Source organism: Streptomyces sp. L-9-10 (assembly GCF_004151105.1).
Taxonomy (GTDB): domain Bacteria; phylum Actinomycetota; class Actinomycetes; order Streptomycetales; family Streptomycetaceae; genus Streptomyces.
In genome coordinates this window covers 128,286-142,368 of record NZ_PHRF01000057.1, presented here as the reverse complement: position 1 = coordinate 142,368, position 14,083 = coordinate 128,286, and the positions used below count along the sequence as shown (strand labels likewise).

General features: G+C 70.8%; 12 protein-coding genes. 8 read left to right on the top strand and 4 right to left on the bottom strand.

The window, feature by feature from the left end:
- Window positions 1-94: 94 nt before the first annotated feature.
- From CU044_RS16180 to CU044_RS16165, 4 genes are all read left to right on the top strand, one after another.
- Window positions 95-538 (top strand): MarR family transcriptional regulator, encoded by a 444-nt coding sequence (locus CU044_RS16180; protein ID WP_129769283.1) that lies wholly within the window; start codon window positions 95-97, stop codon window positions 536-538.
- Between the two features lie 164 nt (window positions 539-702).
- Window positions 703-2,181 (top strand): Gfo/Idh/MocA family oxidoreductase, encoded by a 1,479-nt coding sequence (locus CU044_RS16175; protein WP_129769282.1) that lies wholly within the window; start codon window positions 703-705, stop codon window positions 2,179-2,181.
- Window positions 2,182-2,371: 190 nt separating this feature from the next.
- Window positions 2,372-4,183 (top strand): ABC transporter ATP-binding protein, encoded by a 1,812-nt coding sequence (locus CU044_RS16170; RefSeq protein WP_129769281.1) that lies wholly within the window; start codon window positions 2,372-2,374, stop codon window positions 4,181-4,183.
- Window positions 4,180-5,961: an ABC transporter ATP-binding protein gene (locus tag CU044_RS16165; protein WP_129769280.1), complete on the top strand. Its 1,782-nt coding sequence runs from the start codon at window positions 4,180-4,182 to the stop codon at window positions 5,959-5,961. Before CU044_RS16170 ends, CU044_RS16165 begins: the two co-directional genes overlap by 4 nt.
- A 72-nt stretch (window positions 5,962-6,033) precedes the next feature.
- Here the strand turns inward: CU044_RS16165 and CU044_RS16160 are convergent, their stop codons facing one another.
- A complete protein-coding gene (locus tag CU044_RS16160; protein WP_129769279.1) occupies window positions 6,034-6,825 on the bottom strand; it encodes a metal-dependent hydrolase in 792 nt (263 codons plus the stop codon).
- A gap of 87 nt (window positions 6,826-6,912) precedes the next feature.
- Between CU044_RS16160 and CU044_RS16155 the strand changes: the two genes are divergently transcribed.
- The gene (locus tag CU044_RS16155; protein WP_129769278.1) at window positions 6,913-9,486 is read left to right on the top strand and encodes a DEAD/DEAH box helicase; all 2,574 of its coding nucleotides are present in this window, start codon (window positions 6,913-6,915) and stop codon (window positions 9,484-9,486) included.
- A 79-nt stretch (window positions 9,487-9,565) separates the two neighbouring features.
- Entirely contained in the window at window positions 9,566-10,444 is an 879-nt protein-coding gene (locus tag CU044_RS16150) for an acyl-CoA thioesterase II (RefSeq protein WP_129769277.1), read from the top strand.
- Window positions 10,445-10,468: 24 nt separating this feature from the next.
- Here the strand turns inward: CU044_RS16150 and CU044_RS16145 are convergent, their stop codons facing one another.
- Window positions 10,469-10,660, bottom strand: a complete 192-nt coding sequence (locus CU044_RS16145) for a DUF6011 domain-containing protein (RefSeq protein WP_240045640.1) — start codon at window positions 10,658-10,660, stop codon at window positions 10,469-10,471.
- A gap of 129 nt (window positions 10,661-10,789) precedes the next feature.
- On the opposite strand from CU044_RS16145, the gene CU044_RS16140 reads away from it, so the two are divergent.
- Window positions 10,790-11,278: a glutathione peroxidase gene (locus tag CU044_RS16140; RefSeq protein ID WP_129769275.1), complete on the top strand. Its 489-nt coding sequence runs from the start codon at window positions 10,790-10,792 to the stop codon at window positions 11,276-11,278.
- 65 nt (window positions 11,279-11,343) lie between these two features.
- On the opposite strand, the gene CU044_RS16135 is transcribed toward CU044_RS16140, so the two are convergent.
- Window positions 11,344-12,573, bottom strand: coding sequence for an acyl-CoA dehydrogenase family protein (locus CU044_RS16135; protein WP_129769274.1), 1,230 nt, complete (start codon window positions 12,571-12,573; stop codon window positions 11,344-11,346).
- 176 nt (window positions 12,574-12,749) lie between these two features.
- Between CU044_RS16135 and CU044_RS16130 the strand changes: the two genes are divergently transcribed.
- On the top strand, window positions 12,750-13,394 hold the full coding sequence (locus CU044_RS16130) for a TetR family transcriptional regulator (protein ID WP_129769273.1): 645 nt from the start codon (window positions 12,750-12,752) through the stop codon (window positions 13,392-13,394).
- Between the two features lie 55 nt (window positions 13,395-13,449).
- Here CU044_RS16130 and def read toward each other — a convergent pair whose 3' ends face one another.
- Window positions 13,450-13,995: a peptide deformylase gene (gene def / locus CU044_RS16125; RefSeq protein WP_129769272.1), complete on the bottom strand. Its 546-nt coding sequence runs from the start codon at window positions 13,993-13,995 to the stop codon at window positions 13,450-13,452.
- Window positions 13,996-14,083 lie beyond the last annotated feature (88 nt).

Here is a 14,083-nt window from a genome sequence, read left to right as displayed (position 1 = left end):
AGGCGCGCGAGTACAGGCGTACCCGCGGGACTCGCCGAGCATAGCTCACTGTTACCTATGTTCACAATGACCATAGTCCTGATATTATTCCGCCATGAACTCCCCCGACGCCGACGGCCTGCTGGCGGAGCAGCTCCTACGGCTGACCCGCAGGCTCCACCGCATCCAGAAGCGGCAGTTGGAGCCGATCGGCATCACCCCCGCGCAGGCCCGGCTGCTGCGCACCGTCGCGTCCTACGACACGCCGCCGCGCATGGCCGACCTGGCCCAGCGGCTCGAAGTGGTGCCCCGGGCCGTGACCTCCCTGGTCGACGGTCTGGAGGCGAGCGGCTCGGTGCGCCGCGCCCCCGATCCGACCAACCGGCGCGTGATCCGTATCGAGCTGACCGACACCGGCCGGGCCACGCTGCGGGCCCTGCGCGTGGCCCGCCGGTCGGCCGCCGAGGAGGTCCTGGCTCCGCTCGCGGCCGAACAGCGCGAGGTGCTCGGCGGGCTGCTCTCGACGCTGGTCGACGGCGGCCCCGAGCGCCCCTGCTGACCCCGGCGCGGAAGAAGGCCCGGCGGAAGAAGTCCAACAGTCCGTTCCCAAGAGTCCAATCGGACCCTTGCGTATCACCTTGCGCATCGCCCACGTCGGCGGCCAAGGTCCTTTCCGAGGTTCAGGCACCAGCCGCGCACGTCAACTCCCCCCTTGGAGGGTCGATGCACGACGCAGCACCGGAGAACCCCGGTACGGAAGACACATCCCCCCGTGACGACACAGCCCACGGAGAGGTCAGCCGCCGTTCGGTCCTGCGGACCACGGCAGGCGTGGCGGGCGCCGGGCTCGGGCTCTCCGCGCTCGGCACCGGCACCGCGGGCGCGGCCGGGCCCGCCGCGGCTGCCGGAGCCGCGGAATCCGCCGGGTCCGCCGACTCCTCGGCGCCCCCGCGCAAGGGCCGCACCATGGCCGGGGTCCCGTTCGAACGCCGTACGACGGTACGGGTCGGCATCATCGGCCTCGGCAACCGCGGCGGCAGCATGATCGACCTCTTCCTCGCCGTCCCGGGCGTCCGGGTCGTCGCGCTCTGCGACCCGGTGAAGGCGAAGACCGAGAGCGCCGCGGCGAAGGTGGTGGGCGCCGGCCAGCCCGCGCCCGCCGTCTACACCAACGGCGAGGACGACTACGAGAATCTCTGCGCCCGCGGGGATCTCGACTTCGTCTATGTGGCCACGCCCTGGGACTTCCACTTCGAGATGGCCAAGTCGGCGATGCTGAACGGCAAGCACGTCGGGGTGGAGTGTCCGGTCGCCATGCGCCTCGACGAGCTGTGGCAGCTCGTCGATCTCTCCGAACGCACCCGGCGGCACTGCATGCAGCTGGAGAACTGCTGCTACGGGAAGAACGAGATGCGGGTCCTGCGCATGGCCCACGCGGGCAAGTTCGGGGATCTGCTGCACGGCGCGGGCGCCTACAACCACGATCTGCGCGGCCTGATGTTCGACCCCGACTACTACGAGGGGCCCTGGCGCCGGCTCTGGCACACCCGGCTGCGCGGCGATCTCTACCCCAACCACGGCTTCGGCCCGGTCGCCAACTACATGGACGTCAACCGTGGCGACCGCGCGGTCTCCATCACCAGCGTCGGGACGCCCGCGCTCGGGCTCGCCGAGTACCGCGCCGCCCATATGCCGCCCGGCGACCCGAGCTGGAAGGAGACGTACATCGAGAGCGACCGGACCATCAGTCTGGTCAGGACGGCGAAGGGCCGGGTCATCCGGCTGGAGCACGATGTGTCGACGCCACACCCGTACAGCAGGATCAACAGTCTCGGTGGCACCAAGGGTGTGTTCGAGGACTATCCCGAGCGCATCTACATCGAGCCGGACCACACCGATGACGCCTGGGGTGATTTCGGGAAGTACGCGGACTGGGACCACTGGCTCTGGAAGGAGCACGCCAATCCGCCCGGTGGCCATGGCGGGATGGACTACATCATGGTCTTCCGGCTGATGCAGTGCGTCCGGCTGGGCCTCGTGCCCGACTTCGACGTGTACGACGCGGCGACCTGGACCGCGCCGGTGCCGCTCAGCCACGCGTCGCTCAAGGCGAACGGAGCCCCGCAGCTGATCCCCGACTTCACGCGCGGCGAATGGCGTAAGGCCCGGCCCGGCGTGGACTCCGGCAGACCAGAGGAGTGATCGGGAGCCCGTAGGGGTGCGGGGGCCGTACGGGGCGTACCGTACGGCCCCCCGCACCCGCCCCCGGGGCCCCTCCCCGCACACTTCCCACTGGCTCGATCTGGCTCTTTCGTGGAAAACCCATTGCCCCGGGCACGCCAATAAGGCGAACCTTGCACGGTTTGGGCCACTCCACGAGTCATGGGACATCATGCAGATTCGCGACCTTCCGTATCCCGATCCAGGGGTGCCCGATGCCACGTCGGGCCCCCGGTTCCTGCTGTGGCTCGGACGTAGTCAGCTGGGCGGACAGATCAAGGCCGTGTGCTGGGGCCTGCTGCACTTCGCGGGCATCGGCGGGCTGTCGGTGGGCGCCGGGCTCGCCGTCCAGGCGGTGATCGACCGCTCCGGGGGCCGGCTCGCGTTCGCCGGCGGCTTCATCGCGCTGTGCGGCATCGCCATCTCGGTCGGCGACACCATGCTGCACCGCACCGCCGTCACCAACTGGATCACCGCCGCCGCACGCGTCCAGCAGCTGCTGGCCCGCAAGACCGCCCAGCTCGGCGCGGCGCTGACCCGCCGGGTCGCCGCCGGTGAGGTGGTCGCCGTCTCGACCGGCGACGTCGAGAAGATCGGCTGGTTCGTGGAGGCGCTCTCGCGCTTCCTGGCCGCCGTCATCGCGATCGTGCTGATCTGTGTCGGGCTGGTGCTGTATCTGCCGGAGCTGGGGACACTGGTCGCGATCGGCGTGCCGGTGCTCGCCCTCGCCGTGCTGCCGCTGCTCCCCCGCGCCGCCCAACGGGCCGACGTCCAGCGCGAGAAGGCGGGCAAGGCCACCGAGCTGGCCTCGGACACCGTCGCGGGACTGCGGGTGCTGCGGGGCATCGGCGGCGAGGAACTGTTCCTCGGCCGCTACCGCGCCGCGTCGCAGGAGGTGCGCAAGGCCGCCGTGCGCAGCGCCCGGATGTGGTCGCTGATCTCGGCGATCCAGGTACTGCTGCCGGGCATCATGCTGATCTCGGTCATCTGGTACGGAGCGCGGCTCGTGCTGGACGGCAGGATCGAGGTCGGCGGTCTGGTGACCGTCTACAGCGCGGTGACGCTGCTGCTCTTCCCGCTGCGGCACTTCGAGGAGATCGCCATGGCGTACTCCTTCTCCCGGCCCTCCGCGAAGCGCGCGGCCCGGGTGCTCTCGCTGGAGCGGACCGCGTTCGAGGACGAGCGCGGCGGGCTGGACGACGCCCGGCCGACGGGGGATCTGTACGACCCCGCCACCGGACTCCGCGCCCCGTCCGGGCTGCTGACCGCCGTCGTGTGCGGAGATCCGGACGCGGCGGGGCGGCTCGCCGAGCGCCTCGGGGGCCATGCCGCCGCCGAGGAGAAGAGCGCGTCCGTGCTGCTCGGCGGGGTGGCGCTGGACGATCTCCCGCTGGACGCGGCGCGGGCCAGCGTCCTCGTACAGGACAAGGACCCGGTGCTGCTGTCGGGCACGCTCAGGGAGCTGCTGGACATCCCGGCCTCCGGCGCGGTCGATCCGGAGAAGGCGCTGGCCGCGGCCCAGTGCGGCGATGTCCTCGACGCGCTCGCCCAGGCGTCGGTGGACGGCAGCGGCGATCCGATGCGGTCCAGGATCACCGAGCGCGGCCGGTCGCTCTCCGGCGGCCAGCGCCAGCGGCTGGCGCTGGCCCGTTCGCTGGTGACCGACCCGGAGGTGCTGGTGCTCGACGAGCCGACCTCCGCCGTGGACTCGCACACGGAGGCCCGGATCGCCCAGAGCGTGAAGGAGCTGCGGGCGGGCCGTACGACCGTGGTGTTCGCGTCCTCGCCGCTGTTGCTCGACCACGCGGACCGCGTGGTGTTCATCCACGAGGGCCAAGTATCCGCGGTCGGTCTCCACCGCGAGCTGCTACGGAACGATCCCGGCTACCGGGCGGTCGTCACCCGCGAGACCGAGGACGAACAGAGACAGATCATGGCGCCGGCGTCAGCGCGGGCACGGGAAGAGATCGAGGAATCAGCATGATCGGCGTGGCCCCTCCGGCGTACGACCCGGCGGCGCCGGAGTCGGCGACGACCCTGCCCGTCGGGACGCCCGCGACCGTACGCGCCTATGTGGGCGAGCTGCTGCGCCGGCACCGCAAACCGTTCATCCTGCTGATCTCGGTCAACACGGTCTCCGTGATCGCCTCGATGGTCGGCCCGTATCTGCTCGGTGACATCGTCGAGAAGCTCTCCGACGGCGTGCGCGAGCTGCATCTCGAGCGCACCGCCGCGCTGTTCGCCATCGCGCTGGTCGTGCAGACCGTCTTCGTACGGATGATGCGGCTGCGCGCGGCGATGCTCGGCGAGGAGATGCTCGCGGATCTGCGGGAGGACTTCCTCGTCAGGTCCGTCGGGCTGCCGCCCGGTGTGCTGGAGCGGGCGGGGACCGGCGATCTGCTGTCCCGGATCACCACGGACATCGACCGGCTGGCCAACGCGATGCGCGAGGCCGTGCCCCAGCTGGCGATCGGCCTCGTCTGGGCGGGGCTGCTGCTCGGCGCGCTGACGGTGACCGCGCCGCCACTGGCGCTCGCGGTGCTGCTCGCGGTACCGCTGCTGGTCATCGGCTGCCGCTGGTACTTCAAGCGCGCGCCCTCCGCGTACCGCTCGGAGGCCGCCGGATACGCGGCCGTCGCGGCCATGCTCGCCGAGACCGTCGACGCGGGCCGGACCGTGGAGGCGCACCGCCTCGGCGGGCGCCGGGTGGAGCTGTCGGAGCGGCGGATCAAGGAGTGGACGGCCTGGGAGCGGTACACGCTCTGGCTGCGCTCGGTGCTGTTCCCCGTCATCAACGTCACCCATACGACGATCTTCCTGGCGGTGCTGGTGATCGGCGGGGTCTTCGTCCTCCAGGGCTGGATCACCGTCGGGCAGCTGACGACGGGCGCGCTCCTCGCCCAGATGCTGGTGGAACCGGTCGGCATCATCCTGCGCTGGTACGACGAACTCCAGGTCGCGCAGGTGTCCATCGCCCGGCTGGTGGGAGTGCGGGACATCGAGCCGGACGCGGGCGACGCGTCGGTGGTCCCCGACGGGCGGGACGTCAGCGCCGACCGGGTGCACTTCGGGTACCGCGAGGGCGTCGACGTACTGCACCGCGTGACGCTGGACGTCAGTCCGGGCACCCGGCTCGCGCTGGTCGGCCCGTCCGGCGCCGGGAAGTCGACGCTGGGCCGGCTGCTCGCGGGCATCTACGGTCCGCGCGCGGGCCGGATCACGCTGGGCGGCGCCGAGCTGTCCCGGATGCCCGCCGAGCGGGTCCGGGAGCAGGTCGCCCTGGTCAACCAGGAGCACCATGTGTTCGTGGGCGCGCTGCGCGACAATCTGCTGCTGGCGCGCACGGGCGCGGAGGACGCCGAGCTGTGGGCCGCGCTGGCGGCGGTCGACGCGGACGGCTGGGCGCGGGCGCTGGACGACGGTCTGGACACCGAGGTGGGCTCCGGCGGTACGGCGCTCACACCGGCCCAGGCCCAGCAGATCGCGCTGGCCCGGCTGGTGCTCGCGGACCCGCACACGCTGGTGCTCGACGAGGCGACCTCGCTGCTCGACCCGCGCGCGGCCCGGCATCTGGAACGCTCACTGGCCCGCGTGCTGGACGGCCGTACGGTCGTGGCGATCGCCCACCGGCTGCACACCGCGCATGACGCGGATGTGATCGTGGTGGTCGAGGAGGGCCGGATCAGCGAGCTGGGCAGCCATGACGAACTGGTGGCCGCGGACGGCGCGTACGCCGCGCTGTGGCGCTCCTGGCACGGATGACAGAGCGCGGGGGCGGTCCCGTACAGGCCGTACGAGCCTGTACGGGACCGCCCCCGCCGATGCCCCGCCGTGTCAGATCAGGTTGAGGGCGGACGCGCCGCCGACCCCGCCCAGCAGCATGAACACCGGCATCAGCACCTTCAGCTCCACCCAGCTCCCGGCCCGGAACCGCATGGCCTTCGGCGGGCCTATCGGGTACCAGCGCTTGCGGCCCAGCGGGATGGGCCAGAGGATCGGGCAGCCCGACACCGTCAGCGCGTCCCCGATGTCGTGCACCAGCGCGCCGAGGACGATCGGCAGACCCAGCCAGAGGTATTCCTGTCCCGGCGCGGTGAAGAGCCAGTCCGCGCCGTTGCCCGGCTGGTCCAGGACGCCCGCCAGGATCCAGGCGCTGGTCGCCCCGAGCAGCCAGACCAGGACGTCGCTGGAGACCCGGGCGGCCCGCCACAGCAGGCCCTCCACCGCGAGCACCAGATGGACGAAGAGGATCGCGAGCACGCCCCAGCGTCCGGCGGTGATCGCGATCAGCGAGGCACCGCCGCCGATCAGGACCGCCCACAGCCAGGTGTGGGTCAGGGTGCGGTGGCCGCCGGTCCTGCGGGGGTCTCCGGGCTTCCTGGTCGCCTTGTAGACGGCGAACGACAGCTTGTCGACGATCTCGCAGAGCGCCTTGGAGATGGGCCCGAAAGCCCGGGATATCGTCGCGGCCTTGTGGTCGAGGTCGGGGGCGAGCGCGGCGCCCGCGGTGATCAGCGCGCCGACCACCAGGACGGGCCACGGCATGGTGTGGCCGGCCGCGGCCGCGGCGGCACCCACCCCCAGCCAGGCCGCTGCCCCTGACAGAGAGTGTGCCGGTCCCATCATGGTCGTACCCGTCCCAGTGCGGTTGTGGTGAGGGCGAAGCCGAAGGCCAGTGTGGCGACGCCCAGTTGACGGGCCAGCGTATCGTCCGTGATCTTCGACGTGCCGTCCGGTTCCCTGATCGGGCCGGAAGGCAGGCAAGATGGGGGCGTGACCCTTATCGATCAGCTGCCGCCGGATGCCGACCCCGATGCCCTCTTCGAGGCTTTCTCCTCCTGGGCCGAGGGCCAGGGCATCACGCTCTATCCGGCTCAGGAGGAGGCGCTGATCGAGGTGGTCTCCGGGGCCAACGTGATCCTGTCCACCCCCACCGGCTCGGGAAAGAGCCTGGTCGCGGCGGGTGCGCACTTCACGGCGCTGGCGCAGGACAAGGTCACCTTCTACACCGCGCCGATCAAGGCGCTGGTCTCGGAGAAGTTCTTCGACCTGTGCAAGCTCTTCGGCACGGAGAACGTCGGCATGCTGACGGGCGACGCCTCCGTCAACGCCGACGCCCCGGTGATCTGCTGTACGGCCGAGGTGCTGGCCTCCATCGCGCTGCGCGACGGCAAGCACGCCGATATCGGCCAGGTGGTGATGGACGAGTTCCACTTCTACGCCGAGCCGGACCGCGGCTGGGCCTGGCAGATCCCCATCCTGGAGCTGCCGCAGGCGCAGTTCATCCTGATGTCGGCGACGCTCGGTGATGTCTCCCGCTTCGAGGAGGACCTGACCCGCCGTACGGGCCGGCCGACCTCCGTCGTACGGTCCGCGACCCGGCCGGTCCCGCTGTCGTACGAATACCGCCTCACCCCGATCACCGAGACGCTGACCGAGCTGCTGGAGACCAGGCAGGCGCCGGTCTACATCGTGCACTTCACGCAGGCCGCCGCCGTGGAGCGGGCGCAGTCGCTGATGAGCATCAACATGTGCACGCGTGAGGAGAAGGACCGGATCGCCGATCTCATCGGCAACTTCCGCTTCACCACCAAGTTCGGCCGCAACCTCTCCCGCTATGTGCGCCACGGCATCGGGGTGCACCACGCGGGCATGCTGCCCAAGTACCGGCGGCTGGTGGAGAAGCTCGCCCAGGCCGGTCTGCTGAAGGTCATCTGCGGTACGGACACGCTCGGGGTCGGCGTCAACGTCCCGATCCGTACGGTGCTGTTCACCGCGCTCACCAAGTACGACGGCAACCGCGTCCGCACCCTGCGCGCCCGGGAGTTCCACCAGATCGCGGGCCGGGCGGGGCGTGCCGGGTTCGATACGGCGGGGTTCGTGGTCGCGCAGGCGCCGGAGCATGTCGTGGAGAACGAGAAGGCGCTCGCGAAGGCGGGCGACGACCCCAAGAAGCGCCGCAAGGTGGTGCGGAAGAAGGCCCCCGAGGGCTTTGTGGCCTGGTCGGACACCACGTTCGAGAAGCTCATCGGCTCCGATCCCGAGCCGTTGACCTCCCGCTTCCGGGTCACCCACACCATGCTGCTGTCGGTCATCGCGCGGCCGGGCAACGCCTTCGAGGCGATGCGCCATCTGCTGGAGGACAACCACGAGCCGCGCAAGCAGCAGCTGCGGCACATCCGCCGGGCCATCGCCATCTACCGCTCGCTGCTGGACGGCGGGGTGGTGGAGCGGCTGGCGACCCCCGACGCCGAGGGCCGTATCGTCCGGCTCACCGTCGATCTCCAGCAGGACTTCGCGCTCAACCAGCCGCTGTCCACCTTCGCGCTGGCCTCGTTCGAGCTGCTGGACCCCGAGTCGCCGTCGTACGCACTGGACATGGTCTCCGTCGTCGAGTCCACGCTCGACGATCCGCGGCAGATCCTCGCGGCCCAGCAGAACAAGGCGCGCGGCGAGGCGATCGGCGCGATGAAGGCGGACGGGGTCGAGTACGAGGAGCGGATGGAGCGGCTCCAGGAGGTCACGTACCCCAAGCCGCTCGAAGAGCTGCTCGTGCACGCGTACAACACGTACCGCACGAGCCATCCGTGGGTGGGTGACCACCCGGTCTCGCCGAAGTCCGTGATCCGCGACATGTACGAACGGGCGCTGTCCTTCACGGAGTTCACGTCCCACTACGAGCTGGCCCGTACCGAGGGCATCGTGCTGCGCTATCTCGCGGGCGCGTACAAGGCGCTGGAACACACCATCCCGGACGATCTCAAGTCGGAGGATCTGGAGGATCTCACGGCCTGGCTCGGCGAGATGGTCCGGCAGGTCGACTCCAGTCTGCTCGACGAGTGGGAGCAGCTGGCCAATCCCGAGGTGGAGACGGCCGAGCAGGCGCAGGAGAAGGCCGACCAGGTCAGGCCCGTCACGGCCAACGCCCGCGCGTTCCGGGTCCTCGTACGCAACGCGATGTTCCGCCGGGTCGAGCTGGCGGCGCTGGACCATGTCCGCGAACTGGGCGAGCTGGACGCCGAGTCGGGCTGGGACGAGGAGGCGTGGGGCGAGGCGATGGACGCGTACTGGGACGAGTACGAGGACCTGGGCACCGGTCCCGATGCCCGGGGGCCGAAGCTGCTCTCCATCGAGGAGGACCCGGCGCACGGCCTGTGGCGGGTCCGGCAGACCTTCGCCGACCCGAACGGCGACCATGACTGGGGCATCAGCGCGGAGGTCGATCTCGCGGCCTCCGACGAGGAGGGTCTCGCGGTGGTGCGTGTCACGTCCGTGGGCCAGCTCTGAGAGCCGTGGATCAGCACCGAGGCCCCGGGCCGGCTCCGGGATTCGCACCACCGCACCGAGAACGGGAGTACACAGCGCCATGACAAACCCCGCCGAGAGACTGGTCGATCTGCTCGACCTGGAGCGGATCGAGGTCGACATCTTCCGCGGGCGCAGCCCCGAGGAGTCCCTGCAACGGGTCTTCGGCGGGCAGGTGGCGGGCCAGGCACTGGTCGCGGCCGGCCGGACCACGGACGGGGACCGCCCGGTCAACTCGCTGCACGCGTATTTCCTGCGGCCGGGCCGCCCGGGTGTCCCGATCGTCTATCAGGTCGAACGGATCAGGGACGGCCGGTCGTTCACCACGCGCCGGGTCACGGCCGTCCAGCAGGGCCGTACGATCTTCAATCTGACGGCCTCCTTCCACCACCCCGAGGAGGGCGGCTTCGAGCACCAGCTGCCGCCCCGGCTGGACTTCCCGGACCCCGAGTCGCTGCCGACGGTCTCGGACGAGGTACGGGAACATCTCGGCCAACTCCCCGAGCCGTTGGAGCGGATGGCCCGGCGCCAGCCCTTCGACATCCGGTACGTGGAGCGGCTGCGCTGGACGCGCGAGGAGATCGAGGGCGCGGACGCGCGCAGCGCCGTCTGGATGCGCGCGGTGGGCCCGCTGGGCGACGATCCGCTGGTGCACACCTGCGCACTGACGTACGCCAGCGACATGACGCTGCTGGACGCGGTGCGCATCCCGGTGGAGCCGCTGTGGGGCCCGCGCGGCTTCGACATGGCGTCACTGGACCACGCGATGTGGTTCCACCGCCCGTTCCGCGCGGACGAGTGGTTCCTGTACGACCAGGAGTCGCCGATCGCGACGGGCGGCCGGGGGCTGGCCCGGGGCCGTATCTACGACCGCGAGGGGCGGCTGCTGGTGTCGGTGGTGCAGGAGGGCCTGTTCCGCCGCCACGACGCGCGGCCATAGCGGGGACGGAGAGCGCCGCCCGGCTCAGATCCCGGGGAGCGGGTCCTGTTCGGCCTCGCGCCGCCGGGTCCTGATGTCCGGCGCGGGCGGATGGAGTTTGGCGTCGCAGGCGGGGCCGAGGCCGGTACGGCGCGATGCCGTACCGGTGAGCGGTCTGCCGCACATCCCGCACCGGACCAGCCGGTGCGCGGGGTCGTCCGGTTCCGTGCCGGGCAGCCGGTCGTCGTGGGGCTCTGGGGGGCGCTGTGGTTCCTGCACGGTCCCAGCTGTACCAGCCCTGCCCGCCGGGGGCGTGATCCGCGGGTCCACAATGAGCTGAGAACACCGGATACCGAGGAGATCTTGATGACTCTGTACGACATTCCGCTGAACACTCTGACCGGTGAGCCCACCTCCCTGGCCGCGTACGAGGGCAAGGCCGTGCTGCTGGTGAACGTCGCCTCCAAGTGCGGTCTCACGCCGCAGTACGCCGGTCTGGAGCGGCTCCAGCAGCGGTACGGCGACCGGGGTTTCACGGTCCTCGGCGTGCCGTGCAACCAGTTCGCGGGCCAGGAACCCGGCACCGCGGAGGAGATCGGTACGTTCTGCTCGGCGACGTACGGGGTCACGTTCCCGCTGCTGGAGAAGACGGACGTGAACGGGGAGACCCGGCACGCGCTGTACACGGAGCTGACGAGGACGGCCGACTCCGAGGGCGAGGCCGGCGATGTGCAGTGGAACTTCGAGAAGTTCCTGATCTCCCCCAAGGGCGAGGTCGTCGGCCGCATCCGGCCGCGTACGGAGCCGGAGGCCCCGGAGGTCGTCGCGGCGATCGAGGCGCAGCTGCCGGCCTGAGCCGTGGGGCAGGACCGATCGGGCCCCTCCGGACTTCGGAGGGGCCCGATCGGCGGTGTCCGGGATCAGCGGATCGGCATCCCCGACAGCGTGCGGGCGATCACCAGGCGCTGGATCTCGCTCGTTCCCTCGAAGATCGTGTAGATCGCGGCGTCCCGGTGCATCCGCTCCACCGGGTACTCACGGGTGAAGCCGTTGCCGCCGAGGATCTGAACGGCCTGCGCCGTGACCTTCTTCGCCGTCTCGCTCGCGTACAGCTTGGACATGGAGCCCTCGGCCGAGGTGAACGGCTTGCCCGTGGTCGCCATCCAGGAGGCCCGCCACACCAGCAGCCGGGAGGCGTCGATCCGGGTGCGCATATCGGCCAGCTGGAAGGCTATGCCCTGGTTGTCGATGATCGGGCGGCCGAACTGGCTGCGGGTCTTCGCGTAGTCGAGGGCGACCTCGTACGCGGCGCGGGCGGTGCCCACCGCCATCGCGCCGACGGCCGGGCGTGAGGCCTCGAAGGTGGCCATGGCCGCGTTCTTCACCCGCTCGCCGCCGGGCGCCTCGGCCCGTTCCCTGGCCCGCGCCAGCCGTTCGTCGAGCTTCTCCTTGCCACCGAGCAGACAGTGGCCGGGGATCCTGACGTCCTCCAGGACCACCTCGGCGGTGTGGGAGGCGCGGATGCCGTGCTTCTTGAACTTCTGGCCCTGGGAGAGACCGGGGGTGCCCGGCGGGACGATGAAGGAGGCGTGGCCCTTGGATCCCAGGTCGCCGTCGACGACGGCGACCACGACATGGACGTTGGCGATCCCGCCGTTGGTCGCCCAGGTCTTGGTGCCGTTGAGCACCCACTCGTCCTTCGCCCCGTCGTACACGGCGCGGGTGCGCATCGCGGCCACGTCGGAGCCCGCGTCGGGTTCGGAGGAGCAGAAGGCGGCGACCTTCACGTCGTCGGCGTCGCCGTACATCTGCGGAATCCAGGTGCCGATCTGCTCCTCGGTACCGTTCGCGAGGACGCCGACGGCCGCCAGGCCCGTACCGACGATGGACAGGGCGATGCCCGCGTCACCCCAGAACAGCTCCTCCATGGCCATCGGGATGCCGAGGCCCGTGGGGTCGAAGAACTGCTGGGCGTAGAAGTCCAGGGAGTAGATGCCGACCTTGGCGGCCTCCTGGATGACCGGCCACGGCGTCTCCTCACGCTCGTCCCACTCCGCGGCGGCCGGGCGGATGACGTCCGCGGCGAAGCCGTGGAGCCAGTCGCGTATCTGCTTCTGGTCGTCGTTGAGATCGAGCGTGAACTCGGCCATGTTCCCCTCCAGCACTGCGCGACCGCTGAGCCGTCGCCGTTGTTACCTACGGTAACCCTAGCCTGTTACCCACAAGTAGGAAATGTCAACGGGCCACGGCCTGATCAGCGTCGATGAGGAGGAGGGTGTTACGTTGCCGGGGCGTCAGGCAATCGCAGGGGCGGGGAGACAGACCTATGGAGACCACACAGCAGGCCGAGCAGCAGCGGTCGGCGCGGGCGCGGCGGCGCCAGCTTCTGGAGGCCGCCGACCGCGTGGTGCTCAGGGACGGCCCCCAAGCGTCCATGAACGCCATCGCCGCCGAGGCGGGCATCACCAAACCCATCCTCTACCGCCACTTCGGCGACAAGGGCGGCCTCTACCGCGCGCTCGCCAAGCGCCACACCGACGCGCTGCTCGACGCCCTGCGGACCGCGCTCGACGCCCCCGCCGAGCGGCGCCAGCGCGTCGAGGCCACGCTCGACACGTATCTCGCCGCGATCGAGGCACGGCCCCAGGTGTACCGGTTCCTGATGCATCCGGCCGAGGACGCGCAGTTGCCCGAGGCGGGCTTCGACGTCGGCCGTCACTCCGCGCCGCTGCTGCGCCGCCTGGGCGAGGAACTCGCCAAAGTCATAGAGGAGCGGGTCGACCTCGGCCCCGACAGCGAGCAGCTCTCCCGGGTCTGGGGCCATGGCATCGTCGGCATGATGCACGGCGCCGGCGACTGGTGGCTCGGCGAACGGCCCTGCTCGCGGGAGCAGTTGGTACGCAGCCTGGCGGATCTGCTGTGGGGGCGGCTGGCCGATGTCGGCGACCGCGCGGGCGGCCCCGGCTTCTGAGGAGCCGCGGCGCGGCGCCCGCGAGACCCTCGGGCGCCGCGCGCTACGAACTGGTCTACGAGCCGGTGGCCCAGGGCGCCTTGCGCGCGGCCCGCAGCGTCCTGGCGCGCCGCCGGCCGGAGAGCCGGTCGGGATAGACAAGCCCCTCCAGATGGTCGCTCTCGTGCTGGAGACAGCGCGCGAAGAACCCCGAGCCCTCGATCCGCGCCGGCGCGCCGTCCCGTGTGACGCCCTCCGCGACGGCGTGGTCGTACCGCTCCGTACCCGCTTCCAGGCCGGGCAGCGAGAGACAGCCCTCGGGGCCGCGCAGCACGATCCCGTCCGCCTCGGTGAGCCGCGGGTTGACGAGGTGTCCGAGATGGCGGACGTCCTCGTCGTCCGGGCAGTCGTAGACGAACACCCTGAGCGGCACGCCGATCTGGTTCGCGGCGAGCCCGACCCCCCGGGCGGCGTACATCGTCGCGAAGAGATCCTCGATCAGTTCCGCGAGCGCGGGACCGAAGTCGGTGACGGGCTCGCAGGGGGTGTGCAGCACGGGATCACCGAGCATTCGCATGGCTCGTACTCGCCCGGTACTGCCGGGGATCGGACGGTTTCGCATGACGGTCAGGGTACGGTCCGTGGTAACCCCCGCCTTCTGCCCGGTGCCGCGGTTCGGGCCCCTGGCCGGATCTCGATAGGCTGACCCA